General features: G+C 68.7%; 17 protein-coding genes (1 of these 17 cut by a window edge). 8 read left to right on the top strand and 9 right to left on the bottom strand.

Annotated features, from left to right (window positions below; translation table 11 throughout):
• Nucleotides 1-48: 48 nt before the first annotated feature.
• Nucleotides 49-1,938 carry an arginine decarboxylase gene (gene speA / locus AC1Q5B_RS02775; protein WP_492630206.1) on the top strand — a complete coding sequence of 630 codons (1,890 nt, stop codon included), beginning with the start codon at nucleotides 49-51 and terminating at the stop codon, nucleotides 1,936-1,938.
• 98 nt (nucleotides 1,939-2,036) lie between these two features.
• On the opposite strand, the gene AC1Q5B_RS02770 is transcribed toward speA, so the two are convergent.
• The 5 genes from AC1Q5B_RS02770 to radC form a co-directional block, all read right to left on the bottom strand.
• The gene (locus AC1Q5B_RS02770; protein WP_492630205.1) at nucleotides 2,037-2,789 is read right to left on the bottom strand and encodes an SDR family NAD(P)-dependent oxidoreductase; all 753 of its coding nucleotides are present in this window, start codon (nucleotides 2,787-2,789) and stop codon (nucleotides 2,037-2,039) included.
• 34 nt (nucleotides 2,790-2,823) lie between these two features.
• Nucleotides 2,824-3,246: a hypothetical protein gene (locus AC1Q5B_RS02765; RefSeq protein ID WP_492630204.1), complete on the bottom strand. Its 423-nt coding sequence runs from the start codon at nucleotides 3,244-3,246 to the stop codon at nucleotides 2,824-2,826.
• Nucleotides 3,243-4,034 carry an SPOR domain-containing protein gene (locus tag AC1Q5B_RS02760; RefSeq protein WP_492630203.1) on the bottom strand — a complete coding sequence of 264 codons (792 nt, stop codon included), beginning with the start codon at nucleotides 4,032-4,034 and terminating at the stop codon, nucleotides 3,243-3,245. Before AC1Q5B_RS02760 ends, AC1Q5B_RS02765 begins: the two co-directional genes overlap by 4 nt.
• A gap of 14 nt (nucleotides 4,035-4,048) precedes the next feature.
• Complete coding sequence (argS, locus tag AC1Q5B_RS02755) at nucleotides 4,049-5,737, bottom strand: arginine--tRNA ligase (protein ID WP_492630202.1); 1,689 nt, start codon at nucleotides 5,735-5,737, stop codon at nucleotides 4,049-4,051.
• A 100-nt stretch (nucleotides 5,738-5,837) separates the two neighbouring features.
• Complete coding sequence (gene radC, locus AC1Q5B_RS02750) at nucleotides 5,838-6,512, bottom strand: RadC family protein (RefSeq protein WP_492630201.1); 675 nt, start codon at nucleotides 6,510-6,512, stop codon at nucleotides 5,838-5,840.
• Between the two features lie 96 nt (nucleotides 6,513-6,608).
• On the opposite strand from radC, the gene coaBC reads away from it, so the two are divergent.
• Genes coaBC through AC1Q5B_RS02735 form a run of 3 tightly spaced genes read left to right on the top strand, consistent with a single transcriptional unit; the run spans nucleotide 6,609 to nucleotide 10,656 of the window.
• The gene (gene coaBC, locus AC1Q5B_RS02745; protein ID WP_492630200.1) at nucleotides 6,609-7,841 is read left to right on the top strand and encodes a bifunctional phosphopantothenoylcysteine decarboxylase/phosphopantothenate--cysteine ligase CoaBC; all 1,233 of its coding nucleotides are present in this window, start codon (nucleotides 6,609-6,611) and stop codon (nucleotides 7,839-7,841) included.
• Nucleotides 7,838-8,302: a dUTP diphosphatase gene (dut, locus tag AC1Q5B_RS02740; RefSeq protein WP_492630199.1), complete on the top strand. Its 465-nt coding sequence runs from the start codon at nucleotides 7,838-7,840 to the stop codon at nucleotides 8,300-8,302. Before coaBC ends, dut begins: the two co-directional genes overlap by 4 nt.
• 14 nt (nucleotides 8,303-8,316) lie before the next feature.
• A complete protein-coding gene (locus AC1Q5B_RS02735; protein ID WP_492630198.1) occupies nucleotides 8,317-10,656 on the top strand; it encodes a phosphomannomutase/phosphoglucomutase in 2,340 nt (779 codons plus the stop codon).
• 91 nt (nucleotides 10,657-10,747) lie between these two features.
• On the opposite strand, the gene AC1Q5B_RS02730 is transcribed toward AC1Q5B_RS02735, so the two are convergent.
• Nucleotides 10,748-11,464 carry a hypothetical protein gene (locus tag AC1Q5B_RS02730; RefSeq protein WP_492630197.1) on the bottom strand — a complete coding sequence of 239 codons (717 nt, stop codon included), beginning with the start codon at nucleotides 11,462-11,464 and terminating at the stop codon, nucleotides 10,748-10,750.
• A 15-nt stretch (nucleotides 11,465-11,479) separates the two neighbouring features.
• Nucleotides 11,480-12,151 (bottom strand): orotate phosphoribosyltransferase, encoded by a 672-nt coding sequence (pyrE, locus tag AC1Q5B_RS02725; protein ID WP_492630196.1) that lies wholly within the window; start codon nucleotides 12,149-12,151, stop codon nucleotides 11,480-11,482.
• Between the two features lie 115 nt (nucleotides 12,152-12,266).
• On the opposite strand from pyrE, the gene AC1Q5B_RS02720 reads away from it, so the two are divergent.
• Genes AC1Q5B_RS02720 through AC1Q5B_RS02710 form a run of 3 tightly spaced genes read left to right on the top strand, consistent with a single transcriptional unit; the run spans nucleotide 12,267 to nucleotide 14,642 of the window.
• On the top strand, nucleotides 12,267-13,037 hold the full coding sequence (locus AC1Q5B_RS02720; RefSeq protein WP_492630195.1) for an exodeoxyribonuclease III: 771 nt from the start codon (nucleotides 12,267-12,269) through the stop codon (nucleotides 13,035-13,037).
• Complete coding sequence (locus tag AC1Q5B_RS02715) at nucleotides 13,037-14,368, top strand: AmpG family muropeptide MFS transporter (RefSeq protein ID WP_492630194.1); 1,332 nt, start codon at nucleotides 13,037-13,039, stop codon at nucleotides 14,366-14,368. Before AC1Q5B_RS02720 ends, AC1Q5B_RS02715 begins: the two co-directional genes overlap by 1 nt.
• 46 nt (nucleotides 14,369-14,414) lie before the next feature.
• Nucleotides 14,415-14,642 carry a hypothetical protein gene (locus AC1Q5B_RS02710; protein WP_492630193.1) on the top strand — a complete coding sequence of 76 codons (228 nt, stop codon included), beginning with the start codon at nucleotides 14,415-14,417 and terminating at the stop codon, nucleotides 14,640-14,642.
• Here AC1Q5B_RS02710 and AC1Q5B_RS02705 read toward each other — a convergent pair.
• Nucleotides 14,639-15,778 (bottom strand): anhydro-N-acetylmuramic acid kinase, encoded by a 1,140-nt coding sequence (locus tag AC1Q5B_RS02705; RefSeq protein WP_492630192.1) that lies wholly within the window; start codon nucleotides 15,776-15,778, stop codon nucleotides 14,639-14,641. The genes AC1Q5B_RS02710 and AC1Q5B_RS02705 overlap by 4 nt on opposite strands.
• Nucleotides 15,779-15,848: 70 nt before the next feature.
• Nucleotides 15,849-17,294 carry a M23 family metallopeptidase gene (locus AC1Q5B_RS02700; RefSeq protein ID WP_492630191.1) on the bottom strand — a complete coding sequence of 482 codons (1,446 nt, stop codon included), beginning with the start codon at nucleotides 17,292-17,294 and terminating at the stop codon, nucleotides 15,849-15,851.
• 186 nt (nucleotides 17,295-17,480) lie between these two features.
• Here AC1Q5B_RS02700 and tyrS point away from each other — a divergent pair, with 186 nt between their 5' ends.
• Nucleotides 17,481-18,608: the 5' portion of a tyrosine--tRNA ligase gene (gene tyrS, locus AC1Q5B_RS02695; protein ID WP_492630190.1), read on the top strand. Its footprint extends 81 nt past the window's final position; the window shows 1,128 of its 1,209 coding nt (coding positions 1-1,128); it begins with the start codon at nucleotides 17,481-17,483; its stop codon lies off the right edge, out of view.

The following is an 18,608-nucleotide window of genomic DNA, read 5'->3' as shown; positions in this document are numbered from 1 at the left end:
GCAGCCTGTAGAATGCGCGCTCGTTCGCCACCCCACTGGAAAACCGCCATGTCCTGGTCCACCGACCACGCCCGCAAGACCTACTCCGTCCCGCACTGGGCCGAAGGGTATTTCGACGTGGACGCCGCCGGCCGGATCGTGGTGTCGCCCAAAGGCGTGCAGGGGCCGGTGATCCCGCTGCCGGAGGTGGTCGATGCCGCGCGCGCGCAGGGCGCGCAGTTGCCGTTGCTCGTGCGCTTCCCCGACATCCTGGGTGATCGCCTGGGCAAGCTGCAGGCCGCGTTCGCTCAGGCGCAGGCGGACTGGGAGTACAAGGGCGGTTACACCGCGGTGTATCCGATCAAGGTCAACCAGCATCGCGGCGTCGCAGGTACGCTGGCCTCGCATGCAGGCGAGGGTTTCGGCCTGGAAGCGGGCAGCAAGCCGGAACTGATGGCTGTGCTGGCGCTGTCGCGCCCTGGCGGGCTGATCGTCTGCAACGGCTACAAGGATCGCGAATACATCCGCCTGGCGCTGATCGGTCGCAAGCTGGGCCTGCAGACCTTCATCGTCATCGAGAAGCCATCCGAACTGGCGCTGGTCATCGAGGAGTCGCGCGCGCTGGGCGTGAAGCCCGGCCTCGGCGTGCGCATGCGCCTGGCCACGCTCGGGGCGGGTAAGTGGCAGAACAGCGGTGGCGACAAGGCCAAGTTCGGCCTGTCCCCACGCCAGGTGCTGGACCTGTGGAAGCAGCTGCGCGAGGCAGACTTGCAGGACACGCTGGGACTGCTGCATTTCCACATGGGTTCGCAGATCAGCAACGTGCGCGACATCGCCAACGGCATGCGCGAGGCGACGCGCTATTTCGTCGAGCTGTCGAAGCTCGGCGCGAACATCAGCCACGTCGATGTCGGCGGCGGCCTCGGCATCGATTACGAAGGCACGCGCTCGCGCAGCTACTGCTCGATCAACTACGGCATCGGCCAGTACGCCAGCAACATCGTGCAGCCGTTGGCCGAAGCCTGCGAGCAGCATGGTCTGAATCCGCCGCGGATCGTCACCGAATGCGGCCGCGCGATGACGGCGCACCACGCCGTGCTGGTGGTCAACGTGTCGGAAGTGGAGCAGGCGCCGGAAGGCCGCGTGCCGCCGGCGCACGACGACGAGCCCGCGGTGATCCGCCACCTGCGCGAGATCCATGGCGAACTCGACACGCGGCCGGCCGTCGAGCTGTTCCACGAAGCGCAGCACCACCACAGCGAGGGCCTATCGCTTTACGCGCTGGGCCAGATCGACCTGGTGCATCGGGCGCGCATCGACGACCTGTTCTACGCCATCGCGCATGCCGTACGCGCGCGCCTGAGCAGCGACGAGCGCAGCCACCGCGACCTGCTGGATGAGCTCAACGAGCGCCTGGTCGACAAGTACTTCGTCAACTTCAGCGTGTTCGAATCGATCCCCGACGTATGGGCGATCGACCAGGTGTTCCCGATCGTGCCGATCGAACGCCTGGACGAGGTGCCGGCGCGCCGCGGCATCATCGCCGACATGACCTGCGATTCCGATGGCATGGTCAAGACCTACGTCGAGAATGAGGGCCTGGACTCTTCGCTGCCATTGCATGCGATGAAGCCGGGCGAAAGCTATCGCCTGGGTATCTTCCTGGTCGGCGCGTACCAGGAAATCCTCGGCGACATCCACAACCTGTTCGGCGACACGGATGCGGTCGAAGTCAGCGCCGATGCCGGCACCGGTTACCTGCTCACCCAGCAGCGCCGCGGCGATACCACCGACGTGATGCTCGACTACGTCGGGTACCGGCTGGACGACCTGCGCGCGGTGTATCGCCAGCGCGTGGACGAGGCGGGTCTGTCCGCCGATGAATCCCGGCATCTGGCCGATGCGCTCGAAGCCGGGCTGACCGGCTACACCTACCTGTCGGACGAGCCGCTGGGCTGACTTCGCGTGCCCCGGGACCTCGTAGAGTCGAGCTTGCTCGACGCACGCGGCATCGGCATCACGACAACCCGGCGGAGTGCAGCGGAGCAAGCTCCGCTCTACGCATCGCGCGCGACCTGGAACCCGGCGAACGACTGCGTCACCGGCATGATCTCCAGCCGGTTGATGTTGAGGTGCGGCGGCAGTGTGGCGACATAGAAGATCGACTCGGCGATGTCGTCGGCTGTCATCGGGTTCGCACCGGTGTAGAGCTTGTCGGACGCTGCCTGGTCGCCGTGCGTGCGTACCAGGGTGAACTCGGTTTCCGCCATGCCGGGCTCGATCGTCGTCACGCGCACGCCGGTGCCGTGCAGGTCGCTGCGCAGGCCCAGCGAGAACTGGCTGACGAAGGCCTTGCTGCCGCCGTAGGCATTGCCGCCCGGGTACGGATACACGCCGGCGACCGAGCTGATGTTGATGATGGCGCCCTTGCGCTCGACCAGCTGCGGCAGCAGGCGGTGCGTCAACACGACCAGCGCGGTGATGTTGGTGTCGATCATCGTGCGCCAGTCCGACAGCAACGCACGCTGTGCCGGCAGCGTGCCCTGCGCGAGACCGGCGTTGTTGACCAGCAGATCGATGTCGCGGAAGCCCTCCGGCAATGTGGCGAGGGCGGCGTCCATCGCCGCCTCATCGCGGATGTCGAAGGCGGCGGCGTGCACCTTGTCGGCGCCGACTTCGTCCACCAGCGCCTGCAGGCGGTCGGCGCGACGCCCGGTGGCGATCACGCGCCATCCCGCGACGGCGAAACGACGGACGGCGGCGGCACCGAAGCCAGACGTGGCGCCGGTGATGAGGGCGGTGCGGGTCATGGGAGTTCCTTGGGAGGAGGACAACGGAAAGCGGTCAGCGCTGCGCGGCGCGGCGCGCGTACCAGAGGGCGCCGAGCCAGGCGCCGATTGCGGCGGCCACCATGGAGAACGTGGCGCTGAGCGCATTCGTGCGCAGCAGGTAATCGAGCGGGTAGGCGATGTCCGAGGCCGAGCCGGCGATGCCGGCGAGCACCGACAGCGTCGCGATCCACACGGCCAGCGTCAGGCCGACGGCGACGATCAAGAAGCGATGGCCGGCCAATGCGCCCCCCAGAGCCATGCAGAGCGCGGTGACGACGTAGCTGACCGGCGTCAGGAATCCCCAGCGGGTCTGCACCACTTCCTGCCAGGCCGAAGGCAGCGCGCGCCCGACCAACCATGATGCGACGAGCAGCGACACCATCGCCGCGGCCGTCGCCATCACCAGGCGCTGCCAGGGCGGCCGCGCCGCGCTCACTGCGCCTTCACCGCCATCGCCGGCAGGCCGCCGCTGGCGAGCTTCTGTTTCGCTTCGGCCAGTTCGCTGGCGGTGCCGTACGGCCCCATGCGTACGCGATAGACGGTCTTGCCGTTGATCTGCGCCGATTCGACACGGGCGCTGAGGCCGAGCATGGCGATCTTGGCCTTGGTGGCCTCGGCATCACCGGACGCACCGAAGGCGCCGGCCTGTAGGATGTAGCGTGCGCCGGTGTCGGCGCTGGCCACGGTGGGGGCGGGCCGGGGGGCGGCCGGGGCATCCGCCGCGCGCGGCGTTTCGGCGGCGCGCGCCGGCACGGTTTCGTTGATCGGGGTCGGCGGCGCCGCCGCGGTTTCCGTACCCGACGTAGCGGGTACCGGCGTGGTCGCCTGGCCGTTCAGGGCGGCGCGCGCCTTGCGGGCGTCCTCTTCACGTGCGCTGGCGGCCAGCTCCGCGTCGGACATCTGCACTTCCTTGCCGGGCAGCAGGGTGTAGAAGTCGTACTGCGTTTCCTTCGCGCCGGATTCGTCGGCCGCTGCCGCGGATGGCGTATCGCCGGCAGGCGCATCGGGCACGACCGACTCGACGTCGGCGCTGTCGACCGGCACCGGCTGTGCGTCCGGATTGGGCTGCGGGCGGAAGAAGCCGTCGCCGTCCTTCTTGCCCAGGCCGGGCACGATGAAATACACCGCCAAGCCGATCAGCAAGCCGAGCACCAGCCACACCCACGGCGGGGTGGCATGGCTCGAGTTGCGGGTGGCCTGGTTCTTGCCGCGCCTTGCTGCCATCTACTGCTCTCCGCTCACATCTTCTCGGGCGCGCTGACGCCCAACAGGTCCAGTCCGTTCGCCAGTGCCTGGCGCACGGCCAGCGCCAGCGCCAGCCGCGCATCGCGTGCGGCCGCGTCGTCGATCAACACCGGCGTGCCCGCGTACCACGTGTGGAAAGCATAGGCCAACTCGCGCAGGTATTGCGCCACGGCGTGCGGTTCCAGCGATTCGCCGGCCGCTTCCACCACTTCCGGATAGCGCGAGAGTTCGACCATCAGCTGCAGCGAGGTGTCGTCGTCGAGCTTCGCCAGGTTCGCCAAGCCGTTGGCCTGGTCGTAGGCGTAGCCCTTCTCGCCGGCCTGGCGCAGCAGGCTGCACACGCGGGCGTGCGCGTACTGTACGTAGAACACGGGGTTGTCGTTGCTCTGCTGGCGGGCGAGGTCGATGTCGAACGTCAGCTGCGAATCCGGCTTGCGCGCGATCAGGAACCAGCGCGTCGCGTCGGCACTGGTTTCCTCGATCAGGTCGCGCAGGGTGAAGTAGCTGCCCGCGCGCTTGGACAGCTTCACCTCCTCGCCGCCGCGCATCACCGTGACCATCTGGTGCAGCACGTACTCCGGATAGCCCTGCGGGATGCCTTCGCCCAGCGCCTGCAGGCCGGCTTTCACGCGGGCCAGCGAGCCGTGGTGGTCGGCGCCCAGTTCGGTGATCGCACGCTCGTAGCCGCGCTGCCACTTGCTGAGGTGGTAGGCGACGTCCGGCACGAAGTAGGTATAGGTGCCGTCGGACTTGCGCATCACGCGGTCCTTGTCGTCGCCGAAGTCGGTCGACTTCAGCCACAGCGCGCCACCCTCTTCGTAGGTGTGGCCGGAGGCGACCAGCTTGCGCACGGTCTCCTCGACCTTCTGGTCGGCGTACAGCGAGCTTTCCAGGAAATAGCGGTCGAACGACACGCCGAACGCGGCCAGGTCCAGGTTCTGCTCGCGGCGCAGGTAGGCCACGGCGAAGCGACGGATGGCGTCGAGGTTGTCCGGGTCCTTCTCGCCGGTGACGACGTGGCCTTCGACCTCGACCGAGTCGCCGGCGAGGTAGGCCTGCGCCACGTCGGCGATGTAGTCGCCGCGATAGCCGTCTTCCGGCCAGCCTTCGCCGTCCGGTACCACGCCCCGCGCGCGCGCCTGGGTGGACTTGGCCAGGTTGTCGATCTGCACGCCGGCGTCGTTGTAGTAGAACTCGCGCTTCGCGTCCCAGCCGTTGGCGGCCAGCACGCGGGCGATGCAGTCGCCGATGGCGCCGGCGCGGCCATGCCCGACGTGCAGCGGGCCGGTCGGGTTGGCCGACACGTATTCCACCCCCACGATGCGGCCCTGGCCGCTCTCGTTGCGGCCGTAGGCGGCGCCCTGCGCCAGCGCCGCCGCGACTTCGCGCTGGTACGCGCCGGGGCTCAGATGGAAGTTGATGAAGCCGGGGCCGGCGATCTCGACCTTGGCCACATCGTCGCTGGCGGGCAGGGCCTCGACCAGCGCGGTGGCGATCGCACGGGGATTGCTGCGCGCGGCCTTGGCGAGCAGCATCGCGGCGTTGGTGGCGAAGTCGCCGTGCTCGCGGGTCTTGGGTCGCTCGACCACGAAATCGGGCGTGGCGGTGTCGGCCGGCAGGGTGCCGGCGGAGCGCAGGGCATCGATGCCCTGGGCGATCAAGGCGCGGAGGGAAGCTTTCACGGAGGACCGTCGTGTTGCGTGGGAACCGCCTATTCTAGGTTTTCCCGGTCCCCAGGTGGGGTCGGCGCGGTTCAGCGAGGCCCGCCCAGGCTTGGCCGCGTCAGACCCAGCCGCGCGCCGCCATCGATTGCGGCGGTCCGTCGCCTACGACGAAATGGTCCAGCAGGCGCACATCCACCAGCGTCAACGCCTGTTTCAGCCGTTGCGTGACCGCACGGTCGGCGGCGGACGGTTCCGCGCAGCCTGACGGATGGTTGTGGCCGACGATCAGCGCGGTCGCATTCAGGGCGAGCGCGCGTCGGGCGACTTCGCGCGGGTGCACTTCGGCGCTGTCCACCGAGCCTTGGAACAACTCCTCGAAGGCCAGCACGCGATGGCGGGTATCGAGGAACAGTGCGGCGAAGACCTCATGTGGCCGGCCACGCAGCCGCTGTGCGAAGTAGCGGCCGGCGGCCTCCGGGTCCCCGATCGCGTCGCCGCGTTCCAGCGAGGCGTGCAGCAGGCGGGTGCCGAGTTCCAGCGCGGCGGCGAGGGCGCAGGCGCGGGCCGGCCCCAGGCCGGGGAGGGGGATCATGTCGGCGGGCGGACGTTCCAGCAGGGCGCGCAGCGGACCGTGCTGGGCCAGCAGCTCTCGGGCAGTGGCGACGGCGTCACGTCCGCGCAGACCGGAACCGAGGAAAATCGCCAGCAGTTCGGCATCGCTGAGGCTGGCGGGACCGCGGGCCAGCAGCTTCTCGCGGGGACGTTCGTCGTGGGGCCAGTCGCGTATATGCATGCGGGCATGGTCGACCGGCGGCGGCCGTGCTGGCATCGGGCGTTACGGGGCGTTCGGGTAAGCTAATCGCCGGTATCGACGTAGGAATGGGCCGACGTGAGTGGATCGGACAACAAGGCGCGGGGACTGGCGGGGCAACGCCTGCTGCTGTGCGTGGGGGGTGGGATTGCCGCCTACAAGGCGCTGGAACTGGTGCGCCGGCTGCGCGACGCGGGGGCGGACGTGCAGGTCGCGATGACCGCCGGCGCCCAGCAGTTCGTGACGCCGCTGAGCTTCCAGGCCCTGTCCGGCCACCCCACCCGCACCACCCTGTGGGACAGTGCGGCCGAGCAGGCGATGGGCCATATCGAACTGGCGCGCTGGGCGGATCGGGTGATCGTGGCACCGGCCACCGCCGACCTGATGGCACGGCTGGCGCATGGGCTCGCCGACGATCTGGTGACCACGCTGTGCCTGGCGACCACCGCCCCGATCACCCTTGCGCCCGCGATGAACCACCGCATGTGGCAGCACCCTGCCACCCAGGCCAATCTGGCCACGCTGCGCGGCCGCGATGTGCAGGTGGTGGGCCCGAACGACGGTCCGCTCGCCGAGGGCGAATCCGGACCCGGCCGGCTGGCCGAGCCGGACGAGATCGTCGCCGCCCTGGCCCACCAGGCCGCTGCCGTTCCGCAGGGGCCGCAGGACCTGGCCGGGTTGAAGGTCGTGGTCAGCGCCGGCCCCACCTATGAGGACCTGGATCCGGTCCGCTACCTCGGCAACCGCAGCAGCGGTAAGATGGGCTTCGCCGTCGCCGCCAGCGCGGCGCGGCGCGGCGCCAGCGTCACCCTGGTGGCGGGTCCAGTGCATCTGTCCACGCCGGCGGGCGTGAGCCGCGTGGACGTGCGGTCGGCCGCACAGATGCACGACGCCGTCTTCGCCGCACTGCCGGCCGACATCTACATCGGGGCCGCCGCCGTGGCGGACTACACCCCGCGCGAGCCGGCCGCCAACAAGATCAAGAAGTCCAGCGAGTCGCTGGCGCTGGACCTGGTGCGCACGCCCGACATCCTGGCCGAAGTCGCCGCGCAGACGCAGGCGTTGAAGCTGGTGGTCGGCTTCGCCGCCGAGACCAACAACGTCGCCGAGTACGCGCGCAGGAAGCTGGAGGCCAAGCGGCTGGACATGATCGTGGCCAACCGCGTGGGCATCGCCGATGGCGGCTTCGAGAGCGACAGCAATGCCATGACGGCGTACTGGAAAGACGGCGAGCGCAGCTTCGCGTCCGCGCCGAAGAAGCAGTTGGCCGACGAACTCATCGACCTGATCGTGGAGCGACTGAACGCATGAGCGCAGAGCGCACCGTGGAAGTGAAGCTGCTGGATCCCCGCTTCGGGGACGAATGGCCGCTCCCGGCCTACGCCACCGAGGCCAGTGCCGGCATGGACCTGCGCGCGGCGCTGGAAGCGCCGTTGGTGCTGGAGCCCGGCGACGCGGCGCTCGTGCCCAGCGGCATCGCCCTGCACCTGGGTGACCCGCAGTTGTGCGCGGTGGTGCTGCCGCGCTCCGGGCTGGGCCACCGCCACGGCATCGTGCTGGGCAATGGCACCGGCCTGATCGACGCTGATTACCAGGGGCCGCTGCTGATCAGTGTATGGAACCGGGGGCACGAGGCCTTCACCATCCAGCCCGGCGACCGCATCGCCCAGGTCATGGTGTTGCCCGTCGTGCGCGTGAGCCTGCAAGTGGTGGATACTTTCGCCGACAGCGCACGAGGGACGGGTGGCTTCGGCCACACCGGCGTGCGGTGACAGGGGACGAACCGATGAACACGACGAACGAGAGCCGCGCGCGCATGGCCGTGGGCGACCTACGCAGTGCATTGCCGAAACTGGCGGTGCTGCTCGCACTGCTGGCCGCGCTGCTGGCGTGGAGCGGCATCCGGCAATGGCGCGACGCCGGCCTGCTGGCGGATGTCGAACGGGCGCGTGACCAGGCGGTACAGGCCGTGCAGGCCAGCCACGCGGCGCAGGTCAAACAGCTGCGGCAGCGCCTGGCATCCGCACCCGTGAAGGCGGCGCTGGCCGCGAACGACACGAGTGCGGCGGTAGCCGCCATCCGTGAGGGCTGGGCCGGCGTGGAGCGGGTGGAGATCCTGGAGGGCGGGCTGCAGGCGGCCTACGACGCCGCTCCGACCTTCGGCTTCAGCAAGCTGGCCCTGCTGGAAGCCGGCATGCAGGGCGAGGCCGTGGCGAGTCGGGTGGTGAAGGATGGCAAGCAGGCCGCCTTCGGCCTCGCGGCAGCGGTACCGCAGGGCGTGCTGTATGCGCAGCTGCCGTTGTCGCGGCTGACCGACGGCTTCGATCAGGTGTCGATGCCGGCCAATGGCTATCTGGCGCTTCGCCAGGGCGGCTACTCGATCAAGGAGCGCGGCAGCAGCCGGCTGGCGGACGGGGCCGAGCGCATGGCCCACGCGGTCGGCAAGACCGGCCTGCGCGTGGCGACGGCGGTTCCCGACAGCGAATCCGGTCCGCTGGGTCTGGGGGCGATCCCCGCGCTGGTCGTCGCGGCGGTGCTGGCCGGGCTGGCGATCGCGGCGGTGGTGTTCGCGCGCGGCGGCGTCGGCCTGGGACGGTTTGGGAAGAAAGGAACAGAGATGAGCGTCACGGAAGAACCCACCCTCGGCGAAGCGCTGCTGCGCGAACCGCCGCCCGTTGTCCCCGGACGCGCCGTCGTGGCCGCCGAGGAAGACGGGGAAGCGTATCGCCAGGCCGGAGACAGGACGGTCGATGTCGACCCCGGCATCTTCCGCGCCTACGACATCCGCGGCATCGTCGGCAAGTCGCTGAGCGTCGAGGTCGCCGAGCTGATCGGCCTGGCCATTGGCTCGGTGATGCGCGACGAAGACCTGACCGACATCGTCGTCGGCCGCGATGGCCGCCTGTCCGGGCCGGACCTGATCGGCGGACTGATCGAGGGCCTGCGCAAGGCGGGCCGCAACGTCATCGACATCGGTCTGGCGCCGACGCCGGTGGCCTACTTCGGCGCCTACCACCTGCGCGCGGGCAGTTGCGTGGCGGTGACCGGCAGCCACAATCCGCCGGACTACAACGGCTTCAAGATCGTGGTCGGCGGGCAGACCCTGTCGGGCGACGCCATCACCGACCTGTACGAGCGCATCCGCGACAACCGCCTGTACGTCGCGGGCGTCCCCGGCGACCTGCAACAGCGCGACATCGCCGCCGACTACATCCAGCGCATCGCCGACGACGTGCAGCTGGAGCGTCCGCTGAAGGTCGTGGTGGATGCGGGCAACGGCGTGGCGGGCGACATCGCGCCGCAGCTGCTGGAAGCCATCGGCGCCGACGTGATCCCGCTGTACTGCGAGGTCGACGGCACCTTCCCGAACCACCACCCGGATCCCAGCGAGCCGCACAACCTGGAAGACCTGATCCAGACGGTGAAGCGCTTCGACGCCGACATCGGCCTGGCCTTCGACGGCGACGGCGACCGTCTCGGCGTGGTGACGAAGGAAGGCGCGATCATCTTCCCGGACCGCCTGCTGATGCTGTTCGCGGCCGACGTGCTGGAGCGGAATCCGGGCGCGCTGATCATCTACGACGTGAAGTGCACCGGGAAGATGCAGGGCTGGGTGCTGCGCCATGGCGGCACCCCGATGATGTGGAAGACCGGCCATTCGCTGATCAAGGCCAAGATGCGCGAAAGCGGCGCGGAACTGGCCGGCGAGATGAGCGGCCACTTCTTCTTCCAGGAGCGCTGGTACGGGTTCGACGATGGCCTGTATTCGGCCGCCCGCCTGCTGGAGATCCTGGCGAACCGCACGGAGACGCCTTCCGACGTGCTGGCCGAACTGCCGGACGGTGTATCGACGCCCGAGATCAAGGTCGACGTGCCGGAAGGTACCCCGCACGCCATCGTCGAGCGGTTCGTCGACGGCGCCGAGTTCGAGGGCGCGCGCCTGTCCACGATCGACGGCCTGCGCGCGGACTGGGACGACGGCTGGGGCCTGGTGCGCGCCTCCAATACCACGCCGATCCTGGTGCTGCGTTTCGAGGCCGACGACCACGCGGCGCTGGAGCGCATCAAGAACGAGTTCCGCACGCGCCTGCAGGCGCTGGCACCGGAACTGAAGATGACCTTCTGACCCCGGAAGCGGGTTGCCACACGAAAAACGCCGGGCATTGGCCGGCGTTTCCGTTTTCCGGCGCAGAGGCACGCCGGTCGAAGGGAACGCCCTAGCGCCGAGCGGGGGGCGGAGCCTCGGGTACGGGCGTGGCGTTCAGGGCGGCCTCTTCGGCCTGCTCGGGCGTGATGCCCTTCATTTCGCGGAAGCGCCGCAGGATATCGGCGATCTCCGCGTCCAGGTCCGTGCGCTGCTTCTCGAAGCTCTGCTGCAGGCGGCGCGTGCGGACCAGTTCCGCATGGCGCTGGTGGATGGAGGCGACCATGGCCGGCGGGACGGGCTGGTCCGACAGCTCCCGGTCGCCCGCGGTCTGCAGCAGGGTGATCAGGCCGTCGCGCAGGCTGACGGCGTTGTAGCCGGCCATGCGCACGTTGTTGTCGACGATGGCCGTGCGCTCGTTGAAAACCCTGCGCAGTTCGTCTTCGTTGCGGTACGACAGCAGCATCGCGGCATCGGTGCGGCGGCGCATGTCCGCGGCGGCGGCATCGATCAGCTGCTGTTGCGCCTCGATGGCGGCCTGGGCGCGTTCGTCGTCGGTCATGGCGCGATCCACGCCGCCGGTGCGCATGCCGCTGCTGGCGCTGATCTCGTCGCGCGCGACATTGACGGCATCGGCCGGCAACGCATCGCTGCACACGCGCTGGCCCTTCTCTTCCCAGCAGAAGAGTTTCTTGTTGGCCGGTGCCGACGCGCCCCGATTGCCTTGGGCATGCACCAGCGGCGCAGCCAGCAGCACGGCGGCCAGCATGTAGGAAGTGCGGACGTTCATGGCAGCCCCCTGCTGTCAGTCCTGGATCGCGCTGCCGTAGCGGGCCCGGTAAGCCAGCAGGTCGTCGCGATGGCGGACAAGGTCGGCGGTTTCGCCTGCAAATGCAAGCAGGTCGTGGAGGTTGGCCACGGCAACCACCGGCACGCCGGTCTCGTCGGCCACGGATTGCGCGGCCGAGCGGCGCACGCCGCCGGCACCGGGTTCGCCCAGCGCTTCCTGCCGGTCGAGCGCCACCACGATGCCGGCCGGCATGCCGCCCCCGGCGCGGATCAGCCCCAGCGCTTCACGGATCGCGGTGCCGGCGGTGATCACGTCGTCGACGATCAGCACCTGACGGTCTTCCAGCGGCGCGCCGATCAGCAGACCGCCTTCGCCATGATCCTTGGCTTCCTTGCGATTGAACGCCACCGGCACATCGCGGCCGCGGCGGGCGAATTCGCAGGCCACGGCGGTCGCCAGCGGAATGCCCTTGTAGGCCGGTCCGAACAGCAGGTCGAACGCCAGGCCGGCTTCCTCGACGGCGTCGGCGTAGCACGCGGCCAGCCCGGCCAGCCGCGCGCCGCTGTCGAAGCGTCCCGCATTGAAGAAATACGGGCTCTGCCGTCCCGATTTCAACGTGAACTGGCCGAAGCGCAGCGCCTGCGCGTGCAGGGCGAGCTGGAGGAAGCGGGCGCGGTGATCGGTCATCGGCGGCACGGGGCTGAACGTGTGAGAGGACAGGATAACCCCGTGACGGCCGGCGCCGCGCGACGGACGCGCCGGTTCGGGTACGCTTGCCCGGTTTCCGACGAACGACGTGTCCATGCGCATCATCAGCTTCAACGCCAACGGCCTGCGCTCGGCCGCCACCAAGGGCTTCTTCGACTGGTTCGCTGCGCAGAACGCCGACGTGCTCTGCGTGCAGGAGACCAAGGCGCAGGAACATCAACTGGCCGGCCCCGAATTCCTGCCGGCCGGCTACAAGGCCTGGTTCCGCGACGCCACCACCAAGAAGGGTTACAGCGGCGTGGCCATCTACGCCCGACGCGAGCCCGACGAGGTCCGCACCGCGCTGGGCTGGCCCGATTTCGACGAGGAAGGCCGCTACATCGAGGCGCGCTTCGGCGACCTGAGCGTGGTGTCGTTCTACATCCCGTCCGGTTCGTCCGGCGACGAGCGCCAGGGCTTCAAGTTCAAGGTGATGGACTGGCTGGCGCCGGTGCTGGACGAATGGCGCCGCAGCGGCCGCCATTACGTGCTGTGCGGGGACTGGAACATCGTGCGCAGCCGCCTCGACATCAGGAACTGGACCAGCAACCAGAAGAATTCCGGCTGCCTGCCGCCCGAGCGCGACTGGTTGAACGGGATGTGCGTGGACGAGGGCGGCTGGGTCGACGCCTACCGCGTGTTGCATCCGGAAGGACAGGACTACACGTGGTGGAGCAACCGTGGCGCCGCGCGCGCCAACAACGTGGGATGGCGGATCGACTACCAGTTCGTCACGCCGTCGCTGCGCGACCGCCTCACCGCCTGTTCGATCTACCGTGAGCAGCGCTTCTCCGACCATGCCCCCTTCACGGTGGACTACACCTGATGACGACCGCCAGCGATCGCCCGTCCAAGCCCTCGGTCTGGCGCGCGTTCGCGCAGCCGTCGGCATGGACAATGTTCTTCTTCGGCTTCGCCTCCGGCATGCCGTTCCTGCTGGTGGCCGGCACGCTGGCGTACTGGTTGACCGAGAACGGGCTGGAGCTGAAGAACATCACCCTGATCGCCAGCGCCGGCCTGACGTACACGCTGAAGTTCCTGTGGGCGCCGCTGGTGGATCGCTGGCGCCTGCCGCTGCTGGGCCGGTTCGGCCAGCGCCGGGGTTGGCTGCTGCTGGCGCTGGCGGTGGTCATCGCCGGGCTGCTGCTGATGGCGCACCTGACGCCTGGCAAGCTGGCGCCTTTCATCTGGGTCACGCTACTGACGGCGTTCGCGGGCGCCACGCTGGATATCGCGGTGGACGCCTACCGCATCGAGATCGCGCCGCAGGAGTCGCAGGGCGCGCTGCTCGCGACGTACTCGCTGGGCTACCGCATCGCACTGATCATCACCGGCATGCTGGCGCTCGTGCTCGCCGATCACGTGCCGTGGCCGCAGGTGTACGTCGCCATGGCCGGGTTCATGGTGATTCCGGTGGTCGCGGTCCTGCTCGCCTCGGAGCCTGACGTGGTGCGCGTCAGGATGACGACCTGGGCGCAGGGCCTGCAGGAAGGCGTGGTGGAGCCGTTCCTGGATTTTTTCCGCCGTTTCGGTGCGGCGCTGGCCCTCGCGCTGCTGGCCTTCATCCTGCTGGCGAAGATCTCCGACCAGTCGCTGGGCGGCGGCATCATGGCGCCGTTCTATCTCGGCCAAGGGTTCACCAAGACCGAGATCGCGACCGTCACCAAGTTCTACGGCATCTGGGTGGGTCTGGGCGGCGTATTCCTGGCGGGCATCGCGATCGCGCGCTGGGGCGTGAAATGGCCGCTGCTGGCGGGCATCGTGCTGGGCGCGGTCAGCAACCTGCTGTATGTGTGGCTGATCGGTGCCGATGGCGACCTGTGGAAGCTGACGATGGTGATCTCCGGCGAGAACCTGGCGCAGGGCTTCCAGGGCACCACACTGGTGGCTTTCCTGTCGGCGCTGGTCAACCAGCGCTTCACCGCCACCCAGTACGCGCTGTTCTCCTCGCTGGTGATGCTGCCGGGCAAGCTGCTCAGCGCGGTCTCCGGCGGCATCGTCGAGCAGACCGGCTACGGTGTGTATTTCTGGATCACCGCGCTGGTGGCGGTGCCGGCGGTCGTGCTGTTCTTCTGGCTGGCGCCACGGATCCGGTTCGGCGGCGACCACCAGCCTGCGAGCGGCGTGGACAGGCCCGCGGGCGCGACGACAGACTGAGCGCGTGCGCTACAGTCTGCCGATGGGGAGTGCAGGGGACGGGGCAATGACCGACATCGTGCTGAAGGACGTGGATCCGATCCTGGCCGAGCGCATCCGGCGCGTCTCGCACGCGCGGGGCTGGCCGATCCACGACACCATCGTCAACCTGCTGGAGCAGGGGCTGTTCGTCTGCGAGGCGGAAGTCCGCGGCGGCCTGAGCGATCGTGAAGTCAACGCGCTGGCCGATGCGATCAGCGCGCTCAGGGAAGTGCCATCCGGCAAGGGCTTCTAGGCCGGATATACGGTGCCGAGCACGCGGCGCCCCGACGCGCCGGTCACCGCAGGCAGGTTGCCGGGACGTCCGGCCAGCGTTTCGCGGGCCAGCCACGCGAACCCCATCGCCTCCATGAAGTCCGGATCCAGGCCGTGCACGGCGGTGGACTCCACCACGGCCTGCGGCAGATAGGCCGCCAGACGCGCCATCAGCACCGGATTGCGCACGCCCCCGCCGCAGACCAGCACGCGGCGCGTGTCGGGCTGCGTCATCTGCAAGGCGTCCGCAACGGTGCGCGCGGTGAGTTCCAGCAGCGTCGCCTGCACGTCCGCGTTCGACACGGGGGTGCCATCCATGCGCGCCTGCAGCCAGTCCAGGTGGAAGTGTTCGCGCCCGGTGCTTTTCGGTGGCGGCAGCGCGAACCACGGGTCGGCCAGCAGGCGGGCCAGCAGCGTCGCGTTGACCTGCCCGCTGGCGGCGAAGGCGCCGTCGGCGTCGTAGGCGTGGCCGGTGTGGCGTTCGCACCAGGCATCCATCAACGCGTTCGCCGGGCCGGTATCGAAACCGCGGACGTCACCGGCAACCGGCAGCAGGGTGAAATTGGCGATGCCGCCCAGGTTGAGGGCCGCGCGGTCTTCCTGCGTGGAGCCGAGCAGTGCGGCGTGGAAGGCCGGCATCAGCGGCGCGCCCTGGCCGCCCGCCGCCACGTCGCGACGGCGGAAGTCGGCGACGGTGGCGATGCCGGAGCGTTCGGCGATGACGTTGCCGTCGCCGAGTTGCCAGGTGAAGGGAGGGTCCGCGTGCGGCCGGTGACGGATCGTCTGCCCGTGGGAACCGATCGCCCGTACGCGGCCGCGCGGCACCCCGGCCTCCTGCAGCAGCGACAGCGCCGCCTCGGCGAAGGCGAGCGCGATGCGTCCGTCCAGCGTGCCCAGCGCATCCAGCGATACCGTGTCAGCGCCCTGGCCCAGCGCGACCAGTTGGGTACGCAGCGTCGCATCCCAGCCGAACGTGCGGCCGAGCACCAGTTCGCAGCGCAGGGCATGGCCTTCGCCGTCGAAGCGCACCAGCGCCGCGTCGATGCCGTCGGCGCTGGTGCCTGACATCAGGCCCAGGTAAAGCTCGGAAGTGAGGGCGTGGACGGCGTCGGTCATGCGGGAACGTCGGGCAAGAAAAAGGCGGGACAGTGTCCCGCCTTTTTCCGCTTGCCGCCATGCATGGGCGTCAGCCCTTGCCGCCCTTCTTGCCCGCCGCGGGCTTGGCGGCGGCGACGGTGGTCGCCTTGGCGTCTTCGGTGGGGCCGACATCGGCGTAGATGATGTCTTCGACGGTACGGATGCGTGCCAACGCGTTCGCGGTGTAGGTGCGATACGCCGCGAGCTGCGCGCCGGCCAGCGGTTCCGGCGGCGGCATCGTCACCGACAGCGGGTTGCGGTGCACGCCGTTGATGCGAAATTCGTAGTGCAGGTGCGGACCGGTCGACAGGCCGGTAGTGCCCACGTAACCGATCACCGTGCCCTGCGCGACGCGCTGGCCCTGCTTGATGTTGCCCATGCGCGACATGTGCGCGTACAGCGTGGTGTGGCCGCGGCCGTGGTCGAGGATCACGGTGCGGCCATAGCCGCCCTGCCAGCCTGCGAACTGCACGCGGCCATCGCCGGCCGCCATGATCGGCGTACCCGTCGACGCGGCGTAGTCCACGCCCTTGTGCATGCGCATCGTGCCCAGCACCGGGTGGCGGCGCGCGCCGAACTTGGAGCTCATGCGCGCGTACGCGATCGGCATGCGGATGAAGTTCTTCTTCAGCGGGCGGCCGGCGGCGGTGAAGTACTCCGGCTTGCCGCCCGGACGGGTGAAGCGGAAGCCTGAATGCAGCTTGCCGTCCACGGTGAAGGTGGCGGCCTGCACCGGACCGGTACTGATCAGCTCGCCCTCGCGCCAGGTCTGTTCGACCACGACGCTGAAGCGGTCTTCGGGGCCCAGGTCGGAGTTGAAGTCGATGTCGTACTTGAAGATCTCGTCCGTCATCGAGTTGATGTTGGCGGACGTCAGGCCGGCCTTTCGCGCCGACCGATTCAACGAACGCCCCACCTTGCCGCTGAGCACGACGGTACGGGTGGTGGTCTCCCGCGCAATGACGCGCTCGGTGACCTTGTCCTCGCCGACCACCAGCTCGACGCGGTGGCTCGGGTCGCGGTCGTAGCGCAGGGTGCGCAGGCCGCCGGTGACCGGCAGATCGAAGGCGATCTCGGTACCTGGCTTCAGTCGCGTCAATGCCTTCTTGGCGTCGGCATTGTCCAGGATGCGGTGCAGCGTCGTGGCCGGGATGCCCAGTTCTTCGAAGATCGCGCCCATCGTCTGGCCCGGCTTCACCCGCACGACCTGCCAGCTGTCGCCTGCAATACCGGCCTGGCGGGCCGCCGACAATTCGGGCAGATCGAGCAGCAGCGTGTTGCGCGGCTCGGACACCGGTGCCTGGATCGCACTGGAGAAGCCCGGCACGATGGTCGCCATCAGTACACCGATGGTGGTGAACAGGCTGGCGTGGATCCAATGGCGGCGCGTCCAGCGCCCTTCCGGCAGATGCCGTTTAACCGCAGTATCGCGGAGTACTCCCAGGCGATCCCGGAAGAGTTGCTTGCGGCTGTTGCCGCCCCCATGAGTTTGCATCAAGGTTGCACCCCGGAGCCAAGGCAAAGCCCCAATCGGCGTACCATAGACACGCGAAGACTTCGCGTCAAACCATTGAGTCAAATAGCTTTTTTGATTGGTATCACTATTTACTTTCTTTTAACGCCAGCTTCACGTCACTGACTTGGCCTTCACAGGGCCGCCCCCTACTGGAACCGTTATCCCGTGTCCTCTGCAGAAGCTCTTGCCCTGATCGGCCGTGGCGCCGACGAAATCCTCAAATCCGAAGATCTGGAGGCCCGCCTGCAAGTGGGGCGCCCGCTGCGCGTGAAGGCGGGTTTCGACCCCACCGCGCCGGACCTGCACCTCGGCCACACGGTGCTGCTGAACAAGATGCGGCAGTTCCAGGATCTGGGGCACCAGGTGATCTTCCTGATCGGCGACTTCACCGGAATGATCGGCGACCCGTCGGGCAAGAACGTCACCCGCAAGCCGCTGACCCGCGAGGACGTGCTGGCCAACGCGCGTACCTATGAAGACCAGGTGTTCAAGGTGCTGGACCGGGAGAAGACTGAAGTCCGCTTCAATTCCGAATGGTTCGGCAAGATGGGTGCGGCGGACATGATCCGCCTGGCCGGCCAGCACACCGTGGCCCGCATGCTGGAGCGCGACGACTTCGCCAAGCGCTACGCCGCCCAGCAGTCCATCGCCATCCATGAATTCCTCTATCCGCTCGTGCAGGGCTACGACTCCGTGGCGCTGCAGGCGGACGTCGAGCTCGGTGGTACCGATCAGAAGTTCAACCTGCTGATGGGCCGCGGTCTGCAGGAGCACCACGACCAGCCCCCCCAGATCGTGCTGACCATGCCGCTGCTGGAAGGCCTGGATGGCGTCAACAAGATGTCCAAGTCGCTGGGCAACTACATCGGTGTCAGCGAACCGGCGATCGACATCGTCACCAAGGCCATGAAGATCGGCGACGAGCTGATGTGGCGCTGGATCGAGCTGCTGAGTTTCGAGATCAGTGCGGCGGAGGCGGCTGTGCTGAAGGCGTCCGTCGCCGGTGGCGAGCTGAATCCGCGCGACGTGAAGTTGCGGCTGGCGCGCGAACTGGCGACACGGTTCCACGATGCGGGTGAGGCCGAAAAGGCCATCGCGGGCTGGCATGCGGTCGTCACGGGGCAGGGCGATACGTCACTGCTGGAGATCAAGGAGGTGGCGGTGCCCGCAGAAGGCATCCGTATCGCCGCGCTGCTGACGGCCGCCGGCATCACGCCCAGCAATTCCGAAGCCAGTCGCAAGCTCAAGGAGCGGGCGGTCAGGGTGGGTGGTGAGATCGTCGAGGATGCGGCC

It is taken from the genome of Pseudoxanthomonas sp. GW835-FHT14C01, from assembly GCF_058793715.1.
The sequence above is the reverse complement of the archived record's forward strand: the minus strand, read 5'-3'. Positions and strand labels throughout refer to the sequence as shown.

Excerpts from the sequence above, each read along its gene's own strand:
- speA (WP_492630206.1), top strand. The coding sequence starts at position 49 with ATGTCCTGGTCCACCGACCACGCCCGCAAGACCTACTCCGTCCCGCAC.
- AC1Q5B_RS02770 (WP_492630205.1), bottom strand. The coding sequence starts at position 2,789 with ATGACCCGCACCGCCCTCATCACCGGCGCCACGTCTGGCTTCGGTGCC.
- AC1Q5B_RS02760 (WP_492630203.1), bottom strand. The coding sequence starts at position 4,034 with ATGGCAGCAAGGCGCGGCAAGAACCAGGCCACCCGCAACTCGAGCCAT.
- radC (WP_492630201.1), bottom strand. The coding sequence starts at position 6,512 with ATGCATATACGCGACTGGCCCCACGACGAACGTCCCCGCGAGAAGCTG.
- dut (WP_492630199.1), top strand. The coding sequence starts at position 7,838 with ATGAGCGCAGAGCGCACCGTGGAAGTGAAGCTGCTGGATCCCCGCTTC.
- AC1Q5B_RS02735 (WP_492630198.1), top strand. The coding sequence starts at position 8,317 with ATGAACACGACGAACGAGAGCCGCGCGCGCATGGCCGTGGGCGACCTA.
- AC1Q5B_RS02730 (WP_492630197.1), bottom strand. The coding sequence starts at position 11,464 with ATGAACGTCCGCACTTCCTACATGCTGGCCGCCGTGCTGCTGGCTGCG.
- pyrE (WP_492630196.1), bottom strand. The coding sequence starts at position 12,151 with ATGACCGATCACCGCGCCCGCTTCCTCCAGCTCGCCCTGCACGCGCAG.
- AC1Q5B_RS02720 (WP_492630195.1), top strand. The coding sequence starts at position 12,267 with ATGCGCATCATCAGCTTCAACGCCAACGGCCTGCGCTCGGCCGCCACC.
- AC1Q5B_RS02715 (WP_492630194.1), top strand. The coding sequence starts at position 13,037 with ATGACGACCGCCAGCGATCGCCCGTCCAAGCCCTCGGTCTGGCGCGCG.
- AC1Q5B_RS02710 (WP_492630193.1), top strand. The coding sequence starts at position 14,415 with ATGACCGACATCGTGCTGAAGGACGTGGATCCGATCCTGGCCGAGCGC.
- AC1Q5B_RS02705 (WP_492630192.1), bottom strand. The coding sequence starts at position 15,778 with ATGACCGACGCCGTCCACGCCCTCACTTCCGAGCTTTACCTGGGCCTG.
- AC1Q5B_RS02700 (WP_492630191.1), bottom strand. The coding sequence starts at position 17,294 with ATGCAAACTCATGGGGGCGGCAACAGCCGCAAGCAACTCTTCCGGGAT.